Below are 23,604 nucleotides of genomic sequence, written 5' to 3'. Positions count from 1 at the left end.
AATTCAGCGCACAATCTCACTGGGACAAAATACTCGGATTCTGTGTCCGTCCGGGTCCTGAACGACAAAGGTATAGCCAAAGTCCATTTGCGTGGGCGCTTGTATCACCTTCGCCTGCATCGCGCTCAAGTCTTCCAACGCTGCGTCGACAGTTTCCTTGCTATCCAGCATCAGGCCAATCTCCGCGCCACCGCCGGTCATATCCGCTGCAGGCTTCACTTCCTGTTTTGCCCACAGTCCCAGCTTCCAGCCGGACTCCAATACAAACAGCGAGAAGCCTGGGGAGGATTCCACAGGGGCTTTCTCCAATACATTTGAGTAAAACGCCGTACTGACTGGCATATTGCTGACATACAAAATGATATAGCTAGGTTCTTTCATAATCGTTCTCCAAATTCGATCTATCACTGAATCCCGTTATCGGGCGAAGCTGAAGCGCTTGCTTAGCTTCCGTCGCTTCGTTGGAGGTCATCTTAGGCAGACATACTGCCAGTTTCTGGCAGTAGTGTTTTATTGCGGCTCCACGCCTTTGTATTCACGCCATTCCTTCAACAAGTCATGACGACGCCGGGGAATGCGAGCCTCCAGACTGTGGAGTTCACCGATACGGTCAGTGCGAAAATGGCGGAACCCTTTGCGCAGTTCGCACCATGCAACCACGACTCTGATGGTGTCGAAAAAGCCAATCGCGAATGGCCAGATGATCCGAGTGGATGGGTTACCCTCGCTGTCGCCGTATGCAATGCATAGTTTGCGCTCAGCCCGAATCGCCGCCCGCACTCTTTCCAGTATGCTGTCGTCCTGGGGTTGCATCGCTGCGGGTCCAACCAATAGCGTGGACGTCTCCAGCTCCTGGCGCAACTCGGCGGGGATCACCGCCGCAACTTTTGCAATCACATTACGGGCAGCTTCTCCCAACTTCGCATCGCCACGTCGGGAGACCCATCTGGAACCCAGCACCAGGGCCTCAATTTCTTCATCGGAGAACATCAAAGGCGGCAACATAAAGCCAGGACGCAACAGATACCCCACGCCCGGCTCCCCCTCAATATGCGCCCCCTGAGCCTGCAACGAAGCAATGTCGCGATACAACGTGCGAATACTGACGCCCAACTCAGACGCCAACTGCTTACCGCTCACCGGGTAACGGTAGCGACGCAGAGTCTGCATGAGTTCAAGCAAACGTTCAGCCCGTGACAATTTTGGTGTTCCTATGAGGGGAATCTGAAAGCATGAAGCACATACTGCCATAAACTGGCAGCTTGTGCTTAGGAAGGAAGAGATTTAGGAAGGGCTATTTGGCGTTGTTGTAGCGCGTAATCTCTTCGTTATCCCATATAGACTATTCGATTACTGTGCAGCCAACAGTACACTAACCACTGCCACTAACAGTGGCTCTCATTTTATAACCTCAAAAAGAAGTTTAACCAAGGATGATTATTTTCAAAGCTCTGAAATCCCCACATTTAGTATCACAGCTTCGTCAACGCAGAAAGCTTATAGCCAGCAACGAGTTTTGCTTACTTTGTTTAGTTAAAGTCACCGGTAACCACAATTTCCAGGAGTATGTATGATTCCAAAATCTGGAGTAGCACTAGGAGCCTTCCCTAAAGTAGAGTTTTTTATAGGTGGTGGGGGTGACAAAGGTGATTGGATTACAAATGTGACTAGAGCAACAGGAATCAAATAATGAGACTACTTTTACTATTATCACTCTCTACCTTCTTTCTTGGCTGCGCCACAGAAAAGCTTCATTTAACTAACGCCCAACTTTTCCCAGTAGAAGTCATAGATACAAAAGAATATTCCAAAGGAGATCCATATCTATTTACGGGTACGTATTTAGCACTGAAATTTGACTCTGACACACCTATAGACATACAAGACTTTCTCAATCAGTTTAGAGCATCATTAATAAAAGACAACGACGAAATTGAATTTTACAACGGCATATTAGATCGTGACAGCCCCCACTACATGAGCTTTCACGAAGGTCTAATGTCATTAGAAAAGACTGATTTTGATCGTATAGAATTTCAGCTTAGGTACGACCCAATGCTGACTCCAGACTACACGAGCAATGTTATTTCTTTTACAAAGGAAGAAGTATTAGAAGCGACAAAAAAACCAGTTATAGAGTATTAATAATACTCTCAAATAGCGGGCAAATATTCGCACGTTATTCTCGATCATCTAGTGAGCCTCTGAAAAACGTTGGCGAGGCCGCCAGTGCAAGGAAAAAGTCGGCGAAAAAGCGCAGTTTATCGTGAATAAATGAGCATTTTGAGCCGACTTTTGACGCCGTAATGGCGGCCGCAGGTAGTTTTTCAGAAGTTCCCTAGCAAGAACATCCAACTCAACAACAAAGTTTACGCCCTGAAAGAAGCGCAGGTATAACTCGACTTTGTGCGTCCCACTTAGCAAAAAAGACGAAGTGTACTTGACTACTTTGTTAGATGTTTGATGTTAATTGCGCGTAGATTGGAACCATGAGCCAGAAGCCGCCGAAGATATCGTTTTTTAACACCGAACCATGTGCATATTTTGAGCTTGAACCGAAATAGGTTGCAAAGAGCAAAACAATAGCAGCCAAGAACAAAACCCAAAACATACTTAGCCACATGCCGATACCGAGAATGGATATGCAGAAAATGCTGCCGAAGTAAAACCATTTTGATTCGGATTTTTTATTGGTGCGTAAACAGGTATACCAATACAACCCTGTATAGAGAAACAAAGCTACTACAGATAGGATGATAGTTTCCATTGGAAGGCACATCACGTCTGGCTCAACGGTGGAGTCACAAAACTCATTGGCTTATCCAGGGTTTTACTTGACCCGGCAAAAGTACTCATAGAATTCCCACTTATCATCCTTGATTGAGTAACAATCACCATCCAGGGTAATAACTCGAATTGAATGCTCAGGTGCACCTTCTCCTGGGTATTCCATACTAAATTGCTTATCAGAAACCTTATGAATTACGTGAGGAATGAATTCAAAATTTTCTGGCTTTTCGTCAACAAAATACGCTATAGATTCGTTTTCCCTGGATACCACTATCAATTTCCCGAAAAATCCACTTCTAAAGAACGCACGAGTTTTTTCCGGAATTCCAGGTGCGGCCTCCATGCTACGCAGCGTCATCTCTTCGTTTGATTGCCATGTTCCTACTAGATCGCTAACTTCGTAGGCTGCCGCCAGCGGAGAAAAAATAATACATTGAACTAAAATCGCTCTCTGAATGATTTTACTCATAACTCTTCAATCAACCGAAACGTCATCAGTTTTGTGCATTGACTTTATACGAGGCTATTGGCTCCTTCCTCAAACTCCGACCAATAATCATTGCAACGCCAATTGTTATCACTGTAACTGGAAAATCGATAACCCATAATGGAGAAACAAACCACTCCCCCATTAATATGGAAGTAATGATAACGCCAAGTAGGTCACTTATCGAAACTACCGCTATCAAATGAAAAATCGTATAGCGAACTTGGACTTTAGCGTAGTAGGAAAGCACCAGCAAACACACCAAATTTATCGGTAGATATTGATAGAATAAAAAGTCCAACGAAGACTGGCTTGCCAAATCCTCCCCCCAAAGCACTGTGTAAGCCGCGGACATTGAGACACCCACCACAAAGAGAATCAACGAATATTTAAGAATACTAAGAAAGTTCAAGGTGACTCCCGCCACATAACGTTTATATATCGCGCATACGCGCCTTTTGATTTCAAGGCGCTAAAGATACCTTCTCCGGGCTACTGATTCCAGCGTACGGCAGACCAACGTTCACGGCTTTATTCACGAAAAGCCGTGCGGTCGTTTGGCCGAGGTATTCACTGAAGTTAGAGCGGATAGAGGTCTTGTGGCGAAAGCGATTCGGAATAACGACCTCTATGACCGCATCTCGAAAAATACAACGACGTTCTGGAGGCGTCTGAAGGAAGCTGAAGCATGCAGGTTCCTTCAGGCGTTTGTGGGTGGAAAGGGCGCTATAGACGCTTACGAATGATGTCAAAGAGTGCGCTGGATTCCCGCTTTATAGGATCGGGTTCACCCTTCTCCATGGCGTCCCAGTATTTCCAGTTCACCTTCTTCGTTCCGAGTTCGTAATCCATCTGATCCCAGCTGTCCTCCCGAAACGCATAGAAAGCCCAGTGCAGATTAAGGCTGTCAGCGGCTTCCAGCACATCCTTCAGATATTCGCCACAACCAGGAATCGTTCTGGCGCAGCCAAATTCTCCCATCACCATCCGATTAATCGGGACTCCCGACTTTTTCGCCCAGTTTATGGGCTGTGAAATATAGGCGGCTAGTTGCTGCGGACCCCAATGCGACGCTTTCTCCCCAAATGGAATATCGCCTGGGTACACATAGCGGTCTTCTCTATTAATGTTGGGAGAGCTGGTAAAGTCATAGGGCTCATACATATGGAAGGAATAAAGAATATTTGAATCTTCAAGCCCGGATGGCCAGTAGGAAAAAGCATCCGCAGCAGCGTACCAGCCGGCATCCAGCATCACCGTTACGTTCAGATCAACCTGTCGTATCGTTTTGACCAATGATTGATAGAACAAGCGCAGGTCACGGGAGCTTCCCTGACTCTTCTTATACCACTGCGCCATGGCGTCAGAATCGGCATGCTCTTTCAGGTCGCTATTACGTTCCGGCGCGGGTTCGTTGACGAGGTTGAAGGCTGCAATAGCCGGATGCCCTTTCAAGGCTGTCGAGAGATCTTTCCAGAAGCGACTGGCGTCGTTCCAATTATTTTTGTCCGACCAGATCCGGTCATCAAAAACATCATTATTGTTCTGTGACCAGCGCATATTGGGCAAAGACAATGGAGCAATGACCACTTTCAGATTCGCCTTATGCGCCCGGTCCAGCACCTGCTTCAGTTGCGCCAGATCGGCGCTGTTCAGGGATTGGTAATGATCCGCATCGCCGATCAGAAAATCCCGACCTTCAGAAGGCCACTTGTCATATGCCAACCTAACCCAGGTCGCGCCATAGGCGGCGAGAGCGTCAAAGTACTCCTGTGTCGGAGGAAGCCGGTTAAAGCTGTTTGCGCCATGCTGTGGGGAATCCCAGAAACTCGCCGTTTCTGCTCTGATGAAACAGGAAAATAGAATGAGTGAAATAAATACAACGCGTCGAAGCACCAATTAAAATCTCCATGTTTTTAAAATAGGGCGACAATAAAGAGCGAAAGATAGAAGAATTCTCCCTATTTAAATATCGGTATTTCTGCTGCTTCTTGGCGAAAATCCACCAGGACCTGCTCATTTTTATTAACTGTCAGCAATAAATGAAAACCGGAGAAAGAATTGAAACATAATATCACCTTTATCAAGTCGGGAATGCTTGTCAGAGGATTACAGAAGAGGATCTGGCGAAATGACTACGGTTGGAAATGCTTTATGACTTTACTCTATCAAGCCCAACCGTTTATTTGTCGCTATTTTTTCCAAATTTAGGCTTTCCAGCCTTTGCAAGCAAACCGACGATTGTTATCACAAGCATAGCAACGAAAGTGTACTGCCCTAATACCTGAAAGATCCCCCAGGCCAGAGTCGCTACCACGAGACAGCCCACCAGGAATAATAGATTTTTCGCCATTATGCATACCTTTTTGATGAAACTTTCGCCATTACATAAATACTATACGATGAGGATTCCAGAGGCTGGTGTTATCGACGTTAAAAAGTAGAGCCCCCTGCGCTTGGCAGTATAATCTTCAGAGGTCGAACAGCCATTTTATGATAAGATCGGCAACTATAGAATATGACAGATCAATTAAGTAACTAAGACAGGTATCGGATGGATTACTCAGAAGAGCGCGCAACGCCTCATGATAAAGAAAAACTAGCCGCTCTCTATGTGAGATCACTCAAAGAAAGTTTAACAACTATAAACCGTTTCAATCCAGAAAATTTAAATCAACAATTTCTGGAATATTATGATGATTTTTGCTTTATAAAAATACTGGTAAAAAGTGAAATTGTTGGCTTATATAGCACTAAAAACATGCCCGACCACATTTGGCTAGTTCACTTATATATTGATCCTAAATACCAGTCGTTGGGCATTGGGACTAACATCCTCAACAACATCATTCGAGAAGCTAAAGAAAAGATGCTTCCTGTGCGACTAGCAACGATAGAAAAGAGTCCCGCCAATAATTTTTACATCAAAAATGGTTTTACGCTGGATTATGCGGAAGACACCAGTAATCACTACATCTATAAAGACTTATAGACCGTAGACGCCGCGCCCCAAGAAACAGATCATTTGCAGCCATTCCTTTGGTAAACGCATTACCTGTTTTCAGAGCATGCCTGAGGCCTTACGCAAGTACGCCACTCGGGCCGCCGAAAAGCTCCGAGAGAAGCAGCGGGCCTCCTTCGTTACCACGTTTATCCAAACCGGCATACTGAACCGTGCTACACCAATGCAGCAACCGTAAACCCGCCTTTTCCTTCTGACGATACACGCAATTTTATTGAGCTTACCTGGGTGTTACTGCAGAGGATCTGGCGGGATTGCCACCATTACTTAAAGGCAGGAGTAATGCTTTGTGACTTTTCTCCAGCCAAAGAGCCAGTTAATCAACCCGGAAACCGCGTGCCTTGGCTCTTTTGATTTGCTCTTCCGTCAAAGGCGGTTCGTCATCCGATTTCCAAAAGTATGGGAGCTTTTTCGCTACTTCATTCAAGGGAATAAATCCTTTGATCTTGTCACCTTCGGATACACTGTCCCACCCATCAACGGGGTTCCAGTATGACGCAGATATTGTAGCCATCCCGTATGTTCCAACCGCAATGATATACACTCCCTGCTCTTTCGGGGTATCACCTACAGTCCACTGAATATCTTCAAACATGAGACTCTCCATCAATATTCAGCCTGAACTTTTCCGCTTCACATGCATATTCCCATAGCTTCGTGGTTTCCCTTTCAAGAAACTCATGCGCCCCTGCCAAACCATGGTAATGAGAAAGCAGTGATTATCAAGAATAGCCCTCCGGGAATAAGTCGGCACAGAAGAATGAATCATAGGAAGGATTCTCCTGCTTATATTACTCAATCGTCTGATATTCCAGAGGCTATCTAGTAATAAGCACCATCGTCAATATAGAGAAACAAAGATGCAGGCATATTAATAGAAATAAAAAACAATAAAGGTATGGTCTTTTCTTTTTCTCGTAGATGCTAGACAAAAAGTATGCCTTACCAGATTTGTGGGTAGAGTAAAGATCATAAAGAGAAACGAAAAAAAGAATTACCGCCGCAGGACCGTAGGCCATAGCCACTGAAGCACTGCCCATATTCACCGCCCAAAAGGCTACATTATAAGAAACGACAAAAGCGATATTGGCTGTAAGTAGCGGTTTTAGTATAGTTTCAAGCTTGCATTCAGATTAGGGCTCATTGGCATATCAGGCGATTATAACCAAGTCTACTCATAGCTCCACGACTCTGGGGATTGCTGTAGCTCATACTGATAGCAGGCCACATAGTGTCGAAGTCCTCTATCGCCATCATAAAACTGGAGGACTTTCATGATCCCCTCTTTTATTTCCAGCTCATATCCATCATCAAGATCGTCGACAGGGAGCAGCTTTGTTGCTTGCTCGAAGTTACATAGCTTTAGCTGGAGGCAGTTCAAGGCGCGCATCACCATTGGAATGGACAGGTAGCATACCCCACTAAACATAATGTGAGCGGAAACATTCTCGCCAGGACCGCCAGAACTAGAATTGACCTCTAAAACCAAGTCATATGCTTCGCAATCAAAGCGAACAACCACTGCCTCGTCCAACCAGGACAACGTCTTATTAAATGTGTCTAGGTCCATATCGGAAACCTCCAGTGCGGGCCAAAAATTATGCAAAACAGCCATATCTAACGCGATAGTCCTCAATTATTGAGAGTGAAAAAGGGTGCATTGTAGTATGGAGCTAATGGAGACATTGAATATGCTGGATGTTGGACGGATGACTTTGTTTGGTTTGCTGGGCAGGGTATGCAGTAGCCTTGGGGAACGAATAGTTGGGTGAGCCCCACCACATGATAAGTAGTTGAACCTACTTTTCTGTCATCAGAGGTGTAAACTAAAGTAACATATCATTATTTCTGAACTCTAAAGCCTACCACCCCCACCTCAGCCTATCATATAGAGATGCGAGCTTTCTGAAGTAGCTGGAATAGCTAGACCCACTAGGATAAATTTTACCCATGTTATCTATCAAAAATGCTTTCAATGCATCCAAATCAATTTTATCTTTCTGTAAAAAAGGAATATAAGCAGCTGCATTCTCCGGCGTGGAATTTTTCACTACATCATTCAAGCTACAGTTTAAATATTTTTTTAAATATGCACTCTCATAGCCTTTAAGGCTATACTTTTTATTATCAATTGATACCAAATTCTCAAGATCAATCCCACTCTCACGATATTTTTCATCACTATCAATGCCAATATCTCTAAGATATTTAAATACAGGAACATAAGGAGTTCTTTTGCAGCAAACAGGCAACACTTTTCCCACTATTTCTTTTGAGTCGTAATTTTTATTATCCTTTAACACATCTTCAATAAGATCTTCCACACAAACCGGCGCGTATCCATAAGTAGATACACCCTCTGTCTCACCCAGATCATATTTTGATGCAATACCAACACCCACAATAAACTCAACATCATTTTTATTTTCAATCTCATCAACATCGAGGACGCATATTTTCTCCTCTGGATTAGATGACTTAACAAGTTCGTAAAGCTGCTCTTTGCAGTAGCGAAGAACACGAGCAGGTATTTTTCTTTTAGTCTCACTTATAGCTGAGTATACTGCACCAAAATTATTAGTTTTAACCATTACGAGCGGTATATGAACCCCATTTATTGTTAAGTATGTGTCTGAAACGTCTTCATTTTCACCCTCCCGAATACGCTGAATAAAAATCAGATTTCTACGCAATTGGCCAACATTATCACGCCCAATACACGCAGCTATAGCCCCCAGAAGACTACTAATATTTTCATCCGATATTGAATATCCAACAAACACAACTGGATGTTCGACAAATATTGTTATTAGCTTTGCAGCCAAGTATGCATTTTTATCATTAAAATCCTCATAGTCTTCTCTAGTTAAAACCAAAGTTTCTGGTTTTGACGAGCACCCATGTATCTTATAAATCTCACCAATTTCCTGCGGACAAGAAAAAAGCAAATCCTTTTGACCTATATAAACCTTATATTCAGGAAAAAGCTGCTCAATAAAGCCATCCCAATTTGTAGTGATAACTCCGTCCACATTCAGACCAGAAAGAAGCTCTATCTCAGACTTATACTCCGAAGAAATAGCCTTAGCTTGATCAAGCGTATCCAGATAATTGCAAATTTCAAACCTTAAAGCTGATGTTTCATCAACTGCATACTTCCGAAATTTTTCTACGCTTTCTTTATATTCTTCCGATCGCCACCATATAGTATTAAAGTCTTTAGCAAGCATACTTGCCACAGTAGGAATATGGGAATTAGAGTATGCTATGTAGTACTCAAATGGGTGCCCTGTTTTACAGAACCGCTGCAATAGACCGCGCCAGTCTTCTAAACCAAGATATCTTCGTGAAAAACCTGAACCCAAAAAAAGAAAAGGTCCTGCAGGGCGTGATCTAAATATATCAACAAGGTATGACTTAACATCCATAAATAGCTCCAATATATTACACTATAACCTCTGATTCATGACCAACCTCATACTTCATTTTTTAACGAACTAATAACACTTAGCTATAGCATGAAGAAATGGCACCCACTCAAGCAACACTTGACCTAATTAGAATGTCCGTTCCGCCTTTCGACGATCAAGTTTAGGGATCTGCCGCAACGCAGAAGAAAAATTTTCACTGTCCAAGTAGTAAAGCCGCACAACTTCCCCCATCTACTTATCCCTGGCTCGCAACTTCACCCCACCTTGACAGCCTCCTGATCATTAATCACAAGCGACCTCCCAGCCATCCACGCATATGGCGTGAACGACAGATAGCCAACGTTATTTGTATAAATTTAGACCACCTAGCCCACGGTTCCAGTAACAACGCGGCTTCACAACTCTTCATCTCATCGCCTAACCGCTATCAATTCATTTTCAATAACTTGGATATACATTCACACCAACCAGTCCATGTTCAGTTATCCCAACATCCCCCAATAAGCAGCCAGCTTTTCCACACCCCATATGCTTTACACATATAATCCCCCTAACAAACAGGAGGATGCGTGATGCCTGAATATCCTGACATTACTGTGTATATCGGTGCGTTGGAGCGGCGGGTTCTTGGGCGGGTGTTGGTGTCGGTGGAGTTGCATAGTTATTTTCTGTTGCGGACGGCGGAGCCGTCTTTGGAGACGGTGGTTGGCGCGAAGGTGACGCAGTTGCGGCGGATTGGTAAGCGTATCGCCATTGGCTTTGATAATGATGTCTGGATGGTGTTTCACCTGATGATTGCGGGGCGTTTGCATTGGCGCGAGGCGGGTAAGAAAGCGCCGGGGAAAAATGCGTTGATCAGCTTGCAGTTCCCTAATGGCGTTTTGTTTTTGACAGAAGCGGGAACCAAGAAACGGGCGTCGCTGCATCTTATCGGAGAGGAAGCAGGATTGGCGCAGATCAATCCGGGCGGTCTGGAGATTTTGGAGTCGGATCTTGCCGCGTTCCAACGGACATTGACCCGCAACAACCACACATTAAAAAGAGCGCTGACTGATCCGCATATTTTCAGCGGCGTCGGCAACGCCTATTCCGATGAAATTCTGCATGCGGCCCGACTATCTCCCATCGCGCAAACTCAAAAGCTGAGTCCAGAAGAAATTGAGCGCCTGTATCAGGCGTGCCGTACCTGTTTGACCACCTGGACGCAGCGTTTGCGCGACCAGTATGGCGACGCCTTTCCAGAAAAAGTCACCGCCTTTCGCGAAGACATGGCGGTGCATGGTCGCTACAACCTTCCCTGCCCGGTCTGTGGCGGAGCCGTGCAGCGCATACGCTATGCGACCAATGAGACCAACTATTGCCCCAACTGCCAGACGGAAGGACGCTTACTCGCGGATCGGGCATTGTCCCGTTTATTGAAAAAAGACTGGCCGAGAAGCGTTGAGGAACTGGAGAAAATTCGCGGCAAAAACGATCACTGAATAAAGCCGCCATGGCCGCCAATCAGTCGTTGGGGTCATTGCCAAAACTTCTCGGTCGGCTAAACTTTCGGCATGGATACACCATTAACCAGGCTTCGCCCGTCCCCGCAGGGTCATGGCCCAATAACAAGGACTCAGTATGCTGCAAGACCAGTTCGCGCCCAATTGGACGCTAACCCCTACATCCGGACTGCAAATCAACACCACCGCCATTTCCGCCAACGGCGCGCAACTTATCACCGGCACTTCCTCCGAATATGGAGAAAGTAGCGACTTCGCCATTTACAGCTACGCCACCGACGGCTCCGCGCCCTCGTTGCAATGGAGCGATCCGCTGGGCGATAACGTCACCCAAGGCGTATTCTGGGTCGCCGTGTCAGGCAACGGCGGATATGCCGCCGCAGGCGGGCAATACAGCAGCGGCAACGGCTTTCTGCGCACTTACAATGTCGGCGTCGGCGTTACCAGCCGTCAGGAGTTCAGCGTAGACAGCCGCATCAATGAAGTGGAAAGCAGTTACGACGGCTCCACCATGATCGCCGTGGAAGGCGCCAACGCCTTGCTGCTGACTTTAAACGGACAAACCTACACTGACTCGAAGACCTATGTCAGCGAATCCTATTTGCGCAGTTGCGGCGTCTGCGACACCGGCGAAATCGTGGTGGTGGGCGGCGAGTTGGACAGCTATTCGGAGAGCGTCGAATTCGCCCGCGGACGTAAACCGGCGAAACGTGCGGAAGTCAGCTCCACCGGACTGGTCATCCTCTACGCCAATCAAAGCGGGACCCTGGTGGAATACGGTCGCTTTCATACCGCCACTGGCGTTCTGCGCGTCGTCATCAGCGCTGACGGGGGCTACTTCGCCGCCTCCACCAAGAACGGCTATGTCTATTTATTCGCCACGCCGGACAACCCTGTCAGCGGCCTTACGCCCTTATGGTCCTACACGCCTTCCGACCAGTCTCTGGGCCTGACTTACGCCCTGGCCATCGCCAATGTCAACGGACAGGTCTATGTCGGCGCCGGAGGCAATTACGACGGTTCCGGCGTGACCAAATCCGCGTCTGACAGCCCCGGCTTCGGTTTCGCCTATATGCTGCAAAACGCCGGCGAGTCCGGGGGTTATTACCCGCAACGCCTGTGGATCAACCAGCTGGAATATTGCCCCAACCCCGGCATGAATATGGACGCCAACGCGCAGTATGTGACCTCCGCCGACGGCGAGCCCATCTTCAGCGACAGCAACTCATCGCCGCAGGAAGAAACGCCCGGCAACTTCTATCTGTTTAATGCGCAGACCGGTGACCTGTACTGGAAATACGCCACCTCGCTGATGAACTGGCCCATGTCCATCAACGCAGAAGGCACCGCCGTCTTCGCCGGCAGCGATGACGGCAGCGTGTATTACTGGGGCAGCCCGGCGCTTTGATTGTTTGAGAAAGGAAGATAAGACGGCTCAGGGAGTGAGCTTCACCACATTGGGAGCGCTGAACTTCCCGATGATTTCATGTAGGTCGCCAGCTTTAGAGAAGTAGAACCCCTGAGCCAGAAAACATTTGTTTTCCTTCAGGAATTTCACCTGTTCAGCGTCTTCCACCCCGACCGCCACCACGTTCAGCTTCAGGTTATGCGCCATGGAAATCATGGCTTTTACGATTTCCGCATCATCGGCGTTCCTTAGCATGTTATGAATAAATGACTTGTCGATCTTGATGCAATCGATCGGTAATTGTTTGAGATTGCTCATTGAAGAATAGCCGGCTCCGAAATCGTCCACCGTGATGCCAAAGCCCAGCTTGTTCAGGTCGGTGATGCTGCGATTGCTTTGCTCCAACTCCTCAATAATAGTGGCCTCCGTCAACTCCAGCCGGATATTGCAGGGCTCATTACGGTGCGCGGCGACGATGCGTCCGATATCTGCGATCAGCCCCTTGTCCCGTAACTGTCGCGCCGACACATTAATAGCCACGCCGACATCGGAGAAGCCCATTTTACGGAGTTCCCGCGTGGCGGAAATCACTTCACTGATCACCCATTTCCCCAGTTCCACGATTAAACCGGTCTCTTCCGCCAAAGGGATAAAGTGATCGGGATAGACAATGCCCTGGTTAGGGTGATTCCATCGCAACAGCGCTTCCAGTCCAACCAGCTTTTGGGTTTCCAGATCAATAACCGGTTGATAGTCGATCCGGAACTGTTTCTTCGACAGGCCCTGAATCATTTCCGCTTCCAGCGCCTGTTTCTTCCTGGCTTCCTCATTCATGGAATGAGAGAAAAACTGAATATCGTTCCGGCCATTGCGCTTGGCCTGATACATGGCGGTGTCCGCGTTTTTCAACAGCTCATCCAGCTCCACGCCGTCGTCAGGCGCAATACTGATGCCGATACTGGCGCCGACGAAATATTCTTTGCCAGCGAACTTGAACGGACGGTTCAAGGTCCGACGAATGCCCTGCGCCACGCGCCGGGCGTCAGCATGGCCGCGAATATCGGACAGGATCACCGTGAACTCATCGCCGCTGATGCGCGCCACAGTATCGTTCTTGCGCACATTCTGCTTGATGCGCGCCGCCACGGTTTTCAGCACTTCGTCGCCGGCGTCATGGCCATAGTTGTCGTTGATTTCCTTGAAGTGGTCAATGTCGATAAACATCAGGGCGATCATGGACTTGTCGCGCACCGCGCGAGTAATGGCGTTCTCCAGCCGCAGCTTGAACAGCAGTCGACTCTCCAGACCGGTCAGATGGTCGTAAAAGGCCAATTGCTCCATTTCATCCTTGCTCTTTTTCAGGAGCGTAATGTCTTCGCAGGTCACTACGTAATGGCTGACCTTTTCGGCTGCGGGACGAAAGACGCCATAATTGCGCGCCGCCTGCTCATAGATGGGGAAAATAGATATCTGCATCCATTGCTGGTTACGAGAGGCGTCATAACAGAGCCGCTCGTCGCGAATCATGGGTTCAGGCAACTCACGGAAATTGATCTGATCAAGGCGGGGAAAACTGATGCGCTCCTCCAGTGAAGAAATATGCTTGTCGAATACCTGCATATGATCGTAGCCGGACATCATCAGAAAGGCGTTGTTGACGTATACGATTACGCCATCGGCGTTGGTGATGATGACCCCGCTGCGGCTGCTCTCCACCGCCTTGGAAAGAAGCCGCAGGGACAACTCTCGCTGCTCCCGCTCCGCAATCTCCAACTTCAGCTCCTGGTTGGCCTGCGCCAGCGCCTCGGTTCTTTCCTCCACCCGGGCTTCCAGCGCATGGTTCAGTTTGTACAGCGCCTGCTCCTTCTCCATCAGGGTTTGAGTCTGTTCATACAGCGCCTGATTGGCCTCTCGCAGTTGATGAGTGTGCAACTCAACCCGATTCTTGAGCCGATTATTGAAGGTCAGCAACAGCAAAATACCCACCGCCCCGGCGATCACCACCAAACCGCCAACCCAAAGCGCGGTATGTAACACTAACCTTGCGTCGTTGCGGTCTGGATCGAATACGAATCCATCCAGCCTGTAGTCTCTGGGGGCCATATCCAAAGTGGCGAAGGTGTCCGCTATATGCCGCCACCGTCCCGGATTCATATGCCCGATTTCCACCAGCTTGGGCACGATCAGGTCTATGGTTTCCCGGGCTTCGTACACCAGCTCATCATATTGTTTGCGAGAGTTGTACTTGCTTTTCAACAACCGAATGACTTCTTCCGGGTTCTCCACCGCATAACGCCATCCCTCGATCGTCGCCTCGCGGAAACGCGTCACATCATCCGTATCGGTCATGGCGCGGTTCTCGGTTGTAAAAAGGGTATCGCCGTAGAAATCAATGCCGTAGCTGCGCGGGTCCATCAGGTTATAAGCGATCTGGCGTTTACGCAGCTGGTAAGGCAGGTCGGTCACGTAGCCCACCATGGCGTCCACACGATGCTCAACCAGATCATTGATATCGAAAGACAATGGCATTTGCTTGACCTGAGAAAGCAGCACGCCTTCCTTACGCAGGATACCAATGGTATTGGCCCCGTATGGCCCATGGGGAAACATGACGCGTTTATCGATCAAATCCTGCGGACTGAGTATCTCCGACTCCGCCAGACTCACTAACACCAGAGGCGAATGCTGAATCATCACCGCGACGGCGGTGACGGGCGCGCCCTGTAAGCGATAGAGCAGTAATTCAGAGTTGGCGACGCCATAGTCCGCCCTGCCCTGCACCACTTCATCGATGGGATTAATATCCGGCGACGCCTCCCGCAGAGTGACGTCAAAACCGGCTTTATGATAGAAACCTTTTTCGATAGCAGCGTAAAAGCCAGCGAATTGAAACTGGTGCAACCACTTTAACTGCACAACGACAGGAGTGAGTTCAGACTCCGCCGCCCCACTGATTCTCGTCATCAAACAAAGAATCAGCACGCATATCGTCCGGATACGGCCAATAGGAGAAGATGAGTTCGACATCTATGGCATTACCACCGGTTTTTTTCGGATGAAACGCGACGCCCGAAAAGCTGCTGTGACGCAACCCAATCATGATTGACCGGAATTATCTCTTTAAGCTTAGTAGATAATGTTCTCGCGCACGCTGGATTTCCATATCTACAACACATTTTTTCATCTCTGGGACAATATTTTACTTCCCTGATCACGACCATAGTGTTTCAGTAAGTTTGATTATTATCCCTACAGCCGTAAAAGTCCGGTCTATAGTTAAATTTCAGGCGATCTTTTTTCTTTTAACTCCCATACGGAAACAAAACGCCACACCCTTTCACTTGAAGCCGCCTGATCCGCAAAACAATAAAGTAGAGGTACATATACGATGAGCGTATTGAAACGGTTGCCTTGGCTTGCGTTCTTTTTAGGTTTATCCCTTTTCGCCAGTGCGAAAGAACTGGGCTTTCTCATTCCCGGCGGCGAAGGAGGCGGTTGGGACACCACCGCCCGCGAAGCCGGCGCCACGATGAAAACTATCGGACTGGTGGATGACGCCAAGTTCACCAACCTGTCCGGAGGCGGCGGCGGTCGCGCGCTGGACGACTTAGTGCGCAACGCGTCCAAGTACTCTGAGACCTTGATGGTGCAATCCACGCCATTGATTCTGCGCAGCCTGACCGGGGTGATCGACAAAGACTTCCGCGACATCACGCCCATCGCCACGGTGATTGCGGAGTATCAGGTCATAGCGGTGAAAGCGGACTCGTCGATTCAGTCCGTGTCGCAACTGGTGGACCTGATCCGGAGCCAGGCTGCGAAGAACCCGATTATCGGCGGCTCATCCAAAGAAAGCCTGGATCACATTACCGCGGCGCTGCTGCTCAAGTCCGCCGGCATCGGCATTGACCAGATGCGTTATGTCCCCAGCGACGGAGGCGGTGACGCTCTGGAGAAGCTGTACAAAGAAGTTGGCGTCGCCCTGGTGACAGGTTTGGGAGAAGTGGTCAACGACTATAAATCAGGCAAGCTGCGCCTGCTCGGCGTCACCAGCGATGAGCGTCTGGAAGGCTTTGACATCCCAACGATGAAGGAACAGGGCTTCGAACTGGTTTTCGCCAACTGGCGCGGTTTCTTCGGCGCTCCCGGCATGCCGTCGCAAGACGTCGCCCAGTATGCCGACATGCTGGAGAAACTGTCGCAGAGCGATCAATGGAAGCAAGTGAGAAGCAAGTACGGGTGGTCCAACTTCTATCACCGCGGCGACGCCATGCAGCGTTTTCTGGAGAATCAGGAAAAAGACATACGCGAAGTGTTGCTAACCTTGGGCGTTAAAGTGCGCTGATCTCATTTCAGATAAGCTTTAGACATGCGCCGACGAATGTCGGCGCTGTTGCGATGGAAATGCTCCTTTATCGGCGAACTTTCGCTACCGCCTCGATTTCCACCAGTGTGCCCGGCGACGCCAGCGAGGCGACACCCACGCCGGTCAGCGCAGGCCGCGACGCGCCCAGATAGTTGGCGAGTATGGGCGCCAGCTTATCCATGTGTTCAGCCAGCTCTCCTCTTACAAAAATGCGTACTTGCAGCAAGCTATCGACGGCAGCCCCGGCTTCTTTCAGCACAATGCTCAAATTCTCCAGCGCATTCACTGTCTGCGCCTCAATAGTATCGTTCTTTAACTCGTAATTAGCGTCCCAGTCCACCTGCCCGGATACAAACACCAGCCCCGTCTCCGTATCGACCGCCGCTTGCGACAACCCAAAAGGCGAGCCGTCATACAGCGCACTGGGGTTTACCTTATTAATGCTCATAAAAACCTCTAAAACCGACCAATTTTGTGCAGCCAGAGTAGAACCTGAGGCGTAATGGAGCGATCAAGCCGCCTTTGTAACCGATACAAGCGTCGCCTGATTGCCCCCAGAAATTATGGCCGGGAAGCGCTCCGCCTTACGACGCTGAGCGCCCACATGATCAGGGGATCGCTCTTGGCGCTGGGATGATAAGCCGCCACCACTTCATAGCCAGGCGGATATTTCTCAAGCGGAATTTCAAATAATCCTGCGCCAGGCAGCAGTCGCGAGGGAATAAAGGCCACCATGTCCGTCTCTTGTAAGTACTCCTTGGCGATATGGAAGGACGGTGCGGACAGGGTTACGTTGCGTCGCAAACCCTGCTGCTCGAACCAGGCGTCCGCGGACCCGGTAAACCCACCAATCCCCGGAGACGTCACAATAAAGTCACGCTCAACCAGCTTATCCAGGGTAATCTCCCCTTTCTCCGCCAACGCGGCGTCGGCGGAGACACAGAGGTACTTTTCAGTAAACAGCGCCTCGGACAACAGGCCTTCCGGCACATAGCCATGTGAGGTAAACGCCACATCAATTTCCCCTTGCCGCATCTTCCGGGTCAGACTGACGCTTTCGATATTGGCGACCACAACTTTCACCCTGGGCGCGCTCTTTCTGAGTTCCCTGACCAGCTCCGCCACGATCACTTTCTGAGTGTAATCCGTTGCGGAAATCACCAGAGTCCTTTCCATCTTCGCCAAAGAAAACGCCTCCGGCGCAGGAATCTCATGCAGACAGATCAACACCCGCTGAATATGGGGCTCGATCAGCTTCGCGTAGGACGTCGGCGCCACACCATGGCCGGTCCGCACAAACAATGGATCTCCCAGAATGTCACGCAATTTTTTCAGCTGCTGACTGATCGCCTGCTGGGACAGATCGAGAGACTCCGCCGCCGCCGAGATATTGCCGAACCGGTACAATGCGTCCAATGTCCGCAGATGGTGAATTTCCAGCTTTTCGATCATGCCTGCCTCAAAAGAGTTGGGGAGACCGCTGCAACGCAACGGGACTGAGATACTTGCCTGGTTAATGGGTTAATGGGTTAATGGGTTAATAAATTAATTGTATGAGCATGACGCAGGAATGGCGACGCATTACCCGAAAATCCGCCGGGAACAGGCAATCCGAAATTGAGTTTGTCCGCGGGATCGTTTAGCTTCGTCCGAACTTTCGCAGAGCCGTTCGCACCGTGATAAAGCTCCTTTAGGCCAAAGAAGGATAAGTGTTTGAAAGATATACTGTCTTATCTCAATGAAGAACAGTTCAAAGCCGTTAACGCCACCGAGGGAGCCACTCTGGTTCTGGCTGGCGCCGGCTCAGGCAAGACCCGCGTGGTCACCTATAAAGCCGCTCACCTTATCCTGAATAAAAAAGCGTCGCCGAAGTCCATCATTCTGGTGACGTTCACCAACAAGGCCGCGAATGAGATGCGCTCCAGGCTCGGGGAATTGATTGGGCCCATCGCCAAAACCCTCCATATCGGCACTTTCCACAAGCTGTTCCTCGACCTGATCCTGAAGCCCAGTTCCGACCGTCCCGTCACGCAAAAATATGGTTACAACCAGACGACGCGGGTTATCAGTGAACGTGAGGCCAGAGTCTTTATTGATTCATTCTGGGGCAATCTGGGCGAGGAGCAACAGCGCTTTGTCGCCAGAAACGCCATTTCTCTCAATGAGGCGCTGGCCTGTTTATCCCGCGCCAGAGCCAATGGTTTCGGCTCCAACGACTATGCGCCGCCGATGGAGCTTTCCAATCGCGAACGCATGATCGACCGCATCATGATGGCTTTATGGAAGCATCTGGACGAAGAAAAACGAAAACTCAACGCCATTGACGCGGACGATATTCTTTATATCGCCTGCAACGTCTTGAAAGAGGACCCGGAGTTGAGAAATGCGCTGCAGTATCATCTGAAACATTTCATCATCGACGAGTTTCAGGACTGTAACTACTTGCAATTCGAAGCCATTCGGCAGTTGGCGTCCAACTCCGAGTCCATCACTGTCGTCGGTGACTCCAAACAGTCCATTTATCAGTTCAGGGGGTCTGAGCCGACGGTTTTCCAGGCGTTTTTGGAAGCCTATGAGTCGCCCAGGGTCAAGGTCCTGGACACCAATTACCGTTCCTTGAGCAAGCTGGTGCGGCTCAGCAACAAACTGGCCGACAGCATGCCCCACCGTTTGCAGCAAGACGTTCCCATGCGCGCTCACAAGAGCGATGACGGCACAGTGCAGTTCGCTTCGCCTCAAAGCGTGGTGACGGAATCGGATGATGTCGCCACGAGCATTCAAAACCTGCTAAACACAGGTGCGCCCCCCGGCGAAATCGCCATTCTCTACAGGGAGAACAGCCAGCGTCTGCATATCGAACAAGCGTTGATTGCCCGCAGGATTCCCTATCTGGTGAACGAAGGCGTTCCTCTCATGCGCAGACGCGGCCCGCGGATGCTGCTGAGCATGTGCCTTGCGCCGTCGAACGGCGAGAGCATGGAGGAAGAAAAATATCTGGAGTACATCCTCAATAATAGCCGGATAAATATCCAGTGGCGGCACAAGAAGGCTGGAAAATACAAAGACGAAGCGACCTTTAAATATCTGGAGTTTATTTCCGACGCAGACGGCCGCCTCGGTGAAAAAGCCGCAGAGATCATTCGCGACGTACGCCTGATCAAAAAACTGAACGCCTGCCCACTCTCGCAGGCGGAAGAGCAATTATGGGAAATACTGCTGCGCCATACCTACTTCAGTCGTGAAGGCATGGAAAGCCTGCCCGCCAAGGTAGCGATCCAACAACTATTGGACGGTTTGAAAAAAGGCGTCAGTCTTGAACAAAGCGCTGAGGAACTACTGAACATAAACAGCGAGAAAACCGAGTCGGACAAAATTCATCTCATGACCATTCACGCGTCAAAAGGCGCCGAGTTCGACAGCGTTTTTCTGATCAATGCGACCCTGGCCGAGCGTAAAGAGAATGAGGGCAACAGGGAGGAGGAACGCCGGGTTTTCTATGTGGCGCTGACACGGGCTAAAAACAGACTGTACATATCCTGCCCGCAATACAACGAACGCGGGTTACGCCTGGAGCCTTCGCCTTATATTGCGGAACTCAGACGCGTTTAGAAGCCTTCCGCCCTGTTGGAGCAACGCGCGATGACTCAGGGGGACAAATAAATTCCTTCTATTTGTCCGCTACGACAAACCCTGCCAGTACACATTCCGCTGGCGGCTTATTTCCGTTAAATTCAGGAATAACGATGTCATATGAAATTTTTTTTCAGAAATTCGAAAACGGTGACGCTGGCGTCATTCCGTTTGAAGAGATAAATGCCATATTAAAAAATTATGGTGAGATTATTGAAGACGACTCCGACTTGGAGTTTGTCTCGAAGGTCGGCGAAATCTGTGAGCATGCATACTTATTCGGTGAATCCCGCGACGCCATTTCCGGGATAGTTTTTTTAAGACCAATACGGCATGAACTCCTGCCCCAAATTATTTTTGAATTGCTATCAATAGAAAACACCTGCTTTTTTGGTCCTGGTCTAGACTATCTGCAGGCAAGGACTGACATTTCTTCACAGCTACCAGAGTCGTTACTTGAAGGCGCTGAGTCAGGCCTGCAAATCATAGATTCCGCTTACAATTCATGGCCATTATCATAGAACGGCTAAAAGTCCGCCCCCCATCGAACTTTCGCCGCCTGGGCGATACACTGACGTTCTCGCAGACATCCCAACTATCTATTAACTGTCACAGAGAAATGCGCCATGTCGACGCCCATTGCATTAGACCTGCGGCGTTATTCGCCGGAAACGCAATGCCACAGCCACGATTATCACCAACTGGTGCTGCCGCTCAGCGGTCGCCTGGAGCTGGATGTGGCGGGACAGGGCGCGATGGTGGACCGGCGCACCGCGGCGGTGATCGAAGCAGGACGGGATCACGCCTTCGCCGGCGGCGAGGATAACCGCTTTGTGGTGGCGGATCTGCCAGTGGCCATGGAGCCCGCGCTGGGACGTCTACCGGCCTTCATCGACCTGGACTCTGGCTTGCGCTCCTATGTCCAATTTATCGCGATGGAGCTAGGTCACGGACGCCTGGGCGAAGCCTCCCGCGAACGTATACTCGGCTTATTACTGCAGTTGCTTCGGGAACGTTATGGCGCGGCGCTGAACCTGGACAAACGTTTGCTCGCCGCCCGCGACTTTCTGGACGCCCATCTGAGCGATCCGGTCACACTCGATCAGGTCGCCACCGCGGCGAGCCTGAGCCGCCGACACCTCTCAGATTTGTTCAAAAGCGCATTCGGCGTGACGCCGATGGATTATCTGCGAGATAAACGCATGCGCCTCGCCCTTGAGCTGCTTGAGAACAGCCGGTTCAGTATCCAGCACATCGCCATTGAGACCGGGTTTCAAAGTCAGGCCGCTTTCAGTGACCGTTTCCGACGTCATTTCGGCAAATCCCCCAAGCACTTCCGCCCACGAGAGAAAAACTAGCGCCGCAGCGACGAATTTTTCCCAGCGACAAAACGCTAAGCTGACGTTTCCGAACCTTTTCTTTTATACAACGAAAAACCTCATACAACGGAAAAGAAACGTCATGAACCGACAAGCCGCAACGTCCATCGGGTTCACTGCTGTCGTCTTATGGGGCGCATTGGCCCTGTTCACGCGCTGGAGCGCCGGCATTCCTCCCTTTCAGTTACTGGCGATGACTTTTAGTATCGCCGCATTGCTGATGCTGGGCAAAACGGTGGCGCAGGGAGGCAGTCTTCTACGCCTGCTACGGCAACCGGTTCGCGCCTGGTTATTGGGCGTGGGCGGTCTTTTCGGCTATCACCTGTTTTACTTCATTGCGTTGAATCAGGCGCCGGCGGTGGAAGCCAGCCTGATCGCCTATCTCTGGCCGCTGCTGATCGTCTGTTTTTCTGCAGTGCTGCTGAAAGAGTCTGCGGGAAAAGCGCTGTGGCTGGGAGGGTTGCTGACGCTGGCGGGCTGCTGGGCGCTGCTGTGGCGTCCTGGCGCAGGCTTCGATGTGCGTTACTTGAGCGGCTACGGCGCCGCGCTGCTCTGTGCTCTGATCTGGTCGTTGTATTCAGTGTTGTCCCGCACCTTGGCCTCGGTTCCCTCTGACGCAGTGGGACTGTATTGCCTGGGCGTATCCGCGTTGGCGGCGCTGTGTCATGGCGTACTGGAAGAGACCGTCTGGCCCCTGAGCGGCGGGCAATGGCTCGGTGTGATCGGCCTGGGGCTGGGCCCAGTGGGGATTGCATTCTTTACCTGGGATTACGGCGTCAAACGCGGCGATATTCAGCTATTAGGAGTTCTGTCCTACGCTGCGCCGCTGATTTCCACTTTATTGCTGATCGCTTTCGGCGAAGCGGAGTTCACCCTGACGGTGCTGCTTGGCTGCGGATTGATTGTCGGCGGAGCCTTGCTGGCGTCGCTGGGACCGGCGCTGCTGCGCAGGCCGGCCCGACAGGCTTAGGCGCGGGTAACCCGCGCCCAGGGCGTCACCACTTTCCGGGAGGCGCCTGATAAGACAGTATTGCGTCGAGCAGTTCCGCCGGGCTCTCCCGGATCAACAACGCATCCACATATCCCTGACTCAGAAAGCGTTCGTCCTGCATATGACGGATGAAATCAAGCAGTTTGTCGTAGTAACCAAGGGCGTTATAGAAGCAACTGGGTTTGCTGTGATAGCCCAACTGACTCCAGGTCCAGACTTCAAAAATTTCTTCTAATGTTCCCGCGCCGCCGGGCATGGCGATAAAAGCGTCTGACAACGCCGCCATTTTCGCTTTGCGTTCGTGCATATCCGCAACCACGAACAGCTCAGTCAAACCGGTATGCTCGATTTCCTTTTCTTTCAGCGCCACCGGTATCACCCCGGTCACCTTGCCTCCCGCCGCCAGCACCGCATCGGCGATGACGCCCATCAAGCCGACATGGCCGCCGCCGTACACCAGTTCGATGTCCCGTCGCGCCAGCTCTTCCCCCAGTGCTCTGGCGGCGACTTGATACTCTTCTCGCGCGCCCATGCTGGAGCCGCAAAATACTGCAATTCTCACAAACTTCCCCTTATAAATCAGTTTGATGCCAAAGCG

General features: G+C 50.0%; 22 protein-coding genes and 1 pseudogene. 10 read left to right on the top strand and 13 right to left on the bottom strand.

Annotated features, from left to right (window positions below):
- Positions 1-3 precede the first annotated feature (3 nt).
- The gene (locus AC2IBB_RS11475) at positions 4-381 is read right to left on the bottom strand and encodes a VOC family protein (RefSeq protein ID WP_486332992.1); all 378 of its coding nucleotides are present in this window, start codon (positions 379-381) and stop codon (positions 4-6) included.
- A 129-nt stretch (positions 382-510) separates the two neighbouring features.
- On the bottom strand, positions 511-1,200 hold the full coding sequence (locus AC2IBB_RS11470; RefSeq protein WP_486332991.1) for a helix-turn-helix transcriptional regulator: 690 nt from the start codon (positions 1,198-1,200) through the stop codon (positions 511-513).
- A gap of 489 nt (positions 1,201-1,689) precedes the next feature.
- On the opposite strand from AC2IBB_RS11470, the gene AC2IBB_RS11465 reads away from it, so the two are divergent.
- Entirely contained in the window at positions 1,690-2,145 is a 456-nt protein-coding gene (locus AC2IBB_RS11465) for a hypothetical protein (RefSeq protein WP_486332990.1), read from the top strand.
- A gap of 307 nt (positions 2,146-2,452) precedes the next feature.
- On the opposite strand, the gene AC2IBB_RS11460 is transcribed toward AC2IBB_RS11465, so the two are convergent.
- The 4 genes from AC2IBB_RS11460 to AC2IBB_RS11445 form a co-directional block, all read right to left on the bottom strand.
- A complete protein-coding gene (locus AC2IBB_RS11460) occupies positions 2,453-2,767 on the bottom strand; it encodes a hypothetical protein (protein WP_486332989.1) in 315 nt (104 codons plus the stop codon).
- A gap of 63 nt (positions 2,768-2,830) precedes the next feature.
- Positions 2,831-3,259, bottom strand: coding sequence for a hypothetical protein (locus tag AC2IBB_RS11455; protein WP_486332988.1), 429 nt, complete (start codon positions 3,257-3,259; stop codon positions 2,831-2,833).
- A gap of 744 nt (positions 3,260-4,003) precedes the next feature.
- Positions 4,004-5,173 carry a glycoside hydrolase family 5 protein gene (locus tag AC2IBB_RS11450; RefSeq protein ID WP_486332987.1) on the bottom strand — a complete coding sequence of 390 codons (1,170 nt, stop codon included), beginning with the start codon at positions 5,171-5,173 and terminating at the stop codon, positions 4,004-4,006.
- A 286-nt stretch (positions 5,174-5,459) separates the two neighbouring features.
- A complete protein-coding gene (locus AC2IBB_RS11445) occupies positions 5,460-5,630 on the bottom strand; it encodes a hypothetical protein (protein WP_486332986.1) in 171 nt (56 codons plus the stop codon).
- A 201-nt stretch (positions 5,631-5,831) separates the two neighbouring features.
- Between AC2IBB_RS11445 and AC2IBB_RS11440 the strand changes: the two genes are divergently transcribed.
- Together AC2IBB_RS11440 and AC2IBB_RS11435 are read left to right on the top strand one after the other, a co-directional pair.
- A complete protein-coding gene (locus AC2IBB_RS11440) occupies positions 5,832-6,269 on the top strand; it encodes a GNAT family N-acetyltransferase (RefSeq protein WP_486332985.1) in 438 nt (145 codons plus the stop codon).
- A 76-nt stretch (positions 6,270-6,345) separates the two neighbouring features.
- Positions 6,346-6,653 (top strand): annotated as a pseudogene (locus AC2IBB_RS11435) (DinB/UmuC family translesion DNA polymerase).
- On the opposite strand, the gene AC2IBB_RS11430 reads toward AC2IBB_RS11435, so the two are convergent.
- From AC2IBB_RS11430 to AC2IBB_RS11420, 3 genes are all read right to left on the bottom strand, one after another.
- A complete protein-coding gene (locus tag AC2IBB_RS11430) occupies positions 6,616-6,894 on the bottom strand; it encodes a hypothetical protein (RefSeq protein WP_486332984.1) in 279 nt (92 codons plus the stop codon). The pseudogene AC2IBB_RS11435 and the gene AC2IBB_RS11430 sit on opposite strands and share 38 nt — an antisense overlap.
- Positions 6,895-7,470: 576 nt before the next feature.
- On the bottom strand, positions 7,471-7,869 hold the full coding sequence (locus AC2IBB_RS11425) for a hypothetical protein (RefSeq protein ID WP_486332983.1): 399 nt from the start codon (positions 7,867-7,869) through the stop codon (positions 7,471-7,473).
- A gap of 292 nt (positions 7,870-8,161) precedes the next feature.
- On the bottom strand, positions 8,162-9,727 hold the full coding sequence (locus AC2IBB_RS11420) for an SIR2 family protein (RefSeq protein WP_486332982.1): 1,566 nt from the start codon (positions 9,725-9,727) through the stop codon (positions 8,162-8,164).
- A gap of 575 nt (positions 9,728-10,302) precedes the next feature.
- Here AC2IBB_RS11420 and AC2IBB_RS11415 point away from each other — a divergent pair.
- Both AC2IBB_RS11415 and AC2IBB_RS11410 read left to right on the top strand, forming a co-directional pair.
- Positions 10,303-11,211 carry an Fpg/Nei family DNA glycosylase gene (locus AC2IBB_RS11415; protein WP_486332981.1) on the top strand — a complete coding sequence of 303 codons (909 nt, stop codon included), beginning with the start codon at positions 10,303-10,305 and terminating at the stop codon, positions 11,209-11,211.
- A gap of 139 nt (positions 11,212-11,350) precedes the next feature.
- Positions 11,351-12,640: a hypothetical protein gene (locus tag AC2IBB_RS11410; RefSeq protein ID WP_486332980.1), complete on the top strand. Its 1,290-nt coding sequence runs from the start codon at positions 11,351-11,353 to the stop codon at positions 12,638-12,640.
- Positions 12,641-12,667: 27 nt separating this feature from the next.
- On the opposite strand, the gene AC2IBB_RS11405 is transcribed toward AC2IBB_RS11410, so the two are convergent.
- Positions 12,668-15,667 carry an EAL domain-containing protein gene (locus AC2IBB_RS11405; protein WP_486332979.1) on the bottom strand — a complete coding sequence of 1,000 codons (3,000 nt, stop codon included), beginning with the start codon at positions 15,665-15,667 and terminating at the stop codon, positions 12,668-12,670.
- Between the two features lie 361 nt (positions 15,668-16,028).
- Between AC2IBB_RS11405 and AC2IBB_RS11400 the strand changes: the two genes are divergently transcribed.
- Positions 16,029-16,985 carry a Bug family tripartite tricarboxylate transporter substrate binding protein gene (locus tag AC2IBB_RS11400; protein WP_486332978.1) on the top strand — a complete coding sequence of 319 codons (957 nt, stop codon included), beginning with the start codon at positions 16,029-16,031 and terminating at the stop codon, positions 16,983-16,985.
- 67 nt (positions 16,986-17,052) lie between these two features.
- On the opposite strand, the gene AC2IBB_RS11395 is transcribed toward AC2IBB_RS11400, so the two are convergent.
- Complete coding sequence (locus AC2IBB_RS11395) at positions 17,053-17,454, bottom strand: RidA family protein (protein ID WP_486332977.1); 402 nt, start codon at positions 17,452-17,454, stop codon at positions 17,053-17,055.
- Between the two features lie 113 nt (positions 17,455-17,567).
- Positions 17,568-18,458, bottom strand: coding sequence for a LysR family transcriptional regulator (locus AC2IBB_RS11390; RefSeq protein WP_486332976.1), 891 nt, complete (start codon positions 18,456-18,458; stop codon positions 17,568-17,570).
- A gap of 261 nt (positions 18,459-18,719) precedes the next feature.
- Here AC2IBB_RS11390 and AC2IBB_RS11385 point away from each other — a divergent pair, with 261 nt between their 5' ends.
- From AC2IBB_RS11385 to yddG, 4 genes are all read left to right on the top strand, one after another.
- A complete protein-coding gene (locus AC2IBB_RS11385) occupies positions 18,720-20,615 on the top strand; it encodes an ATP-dependent helicase (protein WP_486332974.1) in 1,896 nt (631 codons plus the stop codon).
- 134 nt (positions 20,616-20,749) lie between these two features.
- On the top strand, positions 20,750-21,157 hold the full coding sequence (locus tag AC2IBB_RS11380; RefSeq protein WP_486332973.1) for a hypothetical protein: 408 nt from the start codon (positions 20,750-20,752) through the stop codon (positions 21,155-21,157).
- Between the two features lie 105 nt (positions 21,158-21,262).
- Positions 21,263-21,994, top strand: coding sequence for a helix-turn-helix transcriptional regulator (locus AC2IBB_RS11375; RefSeq protein ID WP_486332972.1), 732 nt, complete (start codon positions 21,263-21,265; stop codon positions 21,992-21,994).
- A gap of 103 nt (positions 21,995-22,097) precedes the next feature.
- Positions 22,098-22,985 carry an aromatic amino acid exporter YddG gene (gene yddG, locus AC2IBB_RS11370; protein ID WP_486332971.1) on the top strand — a complete coding sequence of 296 codons (888 nt, stop codon included), beginning with the start codon at positions 22,098-22,100 and terminating at the stop codon, positions 22,983-22,985.
- Between the two features lie 25 nt (positions 22,986-23,010).
- Here the strand turns inward: yddG and AC2IBB_RS11365 are convergent, their stop codons facing one another.
- The gene (locus tag AC2IBB_RS11365; RefSeq protein WP_486332970.1) at positions 23,011-23,568 is read right to left on the bottom strand and encodes an LOG family protein; all 558 of its coding nucleotides are present in this window, start codon (positions 23,566-23,568) and stop codon (positions 23,011-23,013) included.
- Positions 23,569-23,604 lie beyond the last annotated feature (36 nt).

The sequence above is a fragment of the Hahella sp. NS-SX17 genome (assembly GCF_057367735.1).
Note: the sequence above shows the minus strand (reverse complement) of the source record. Positions and strands in the feature narration are given on the sequence as shown.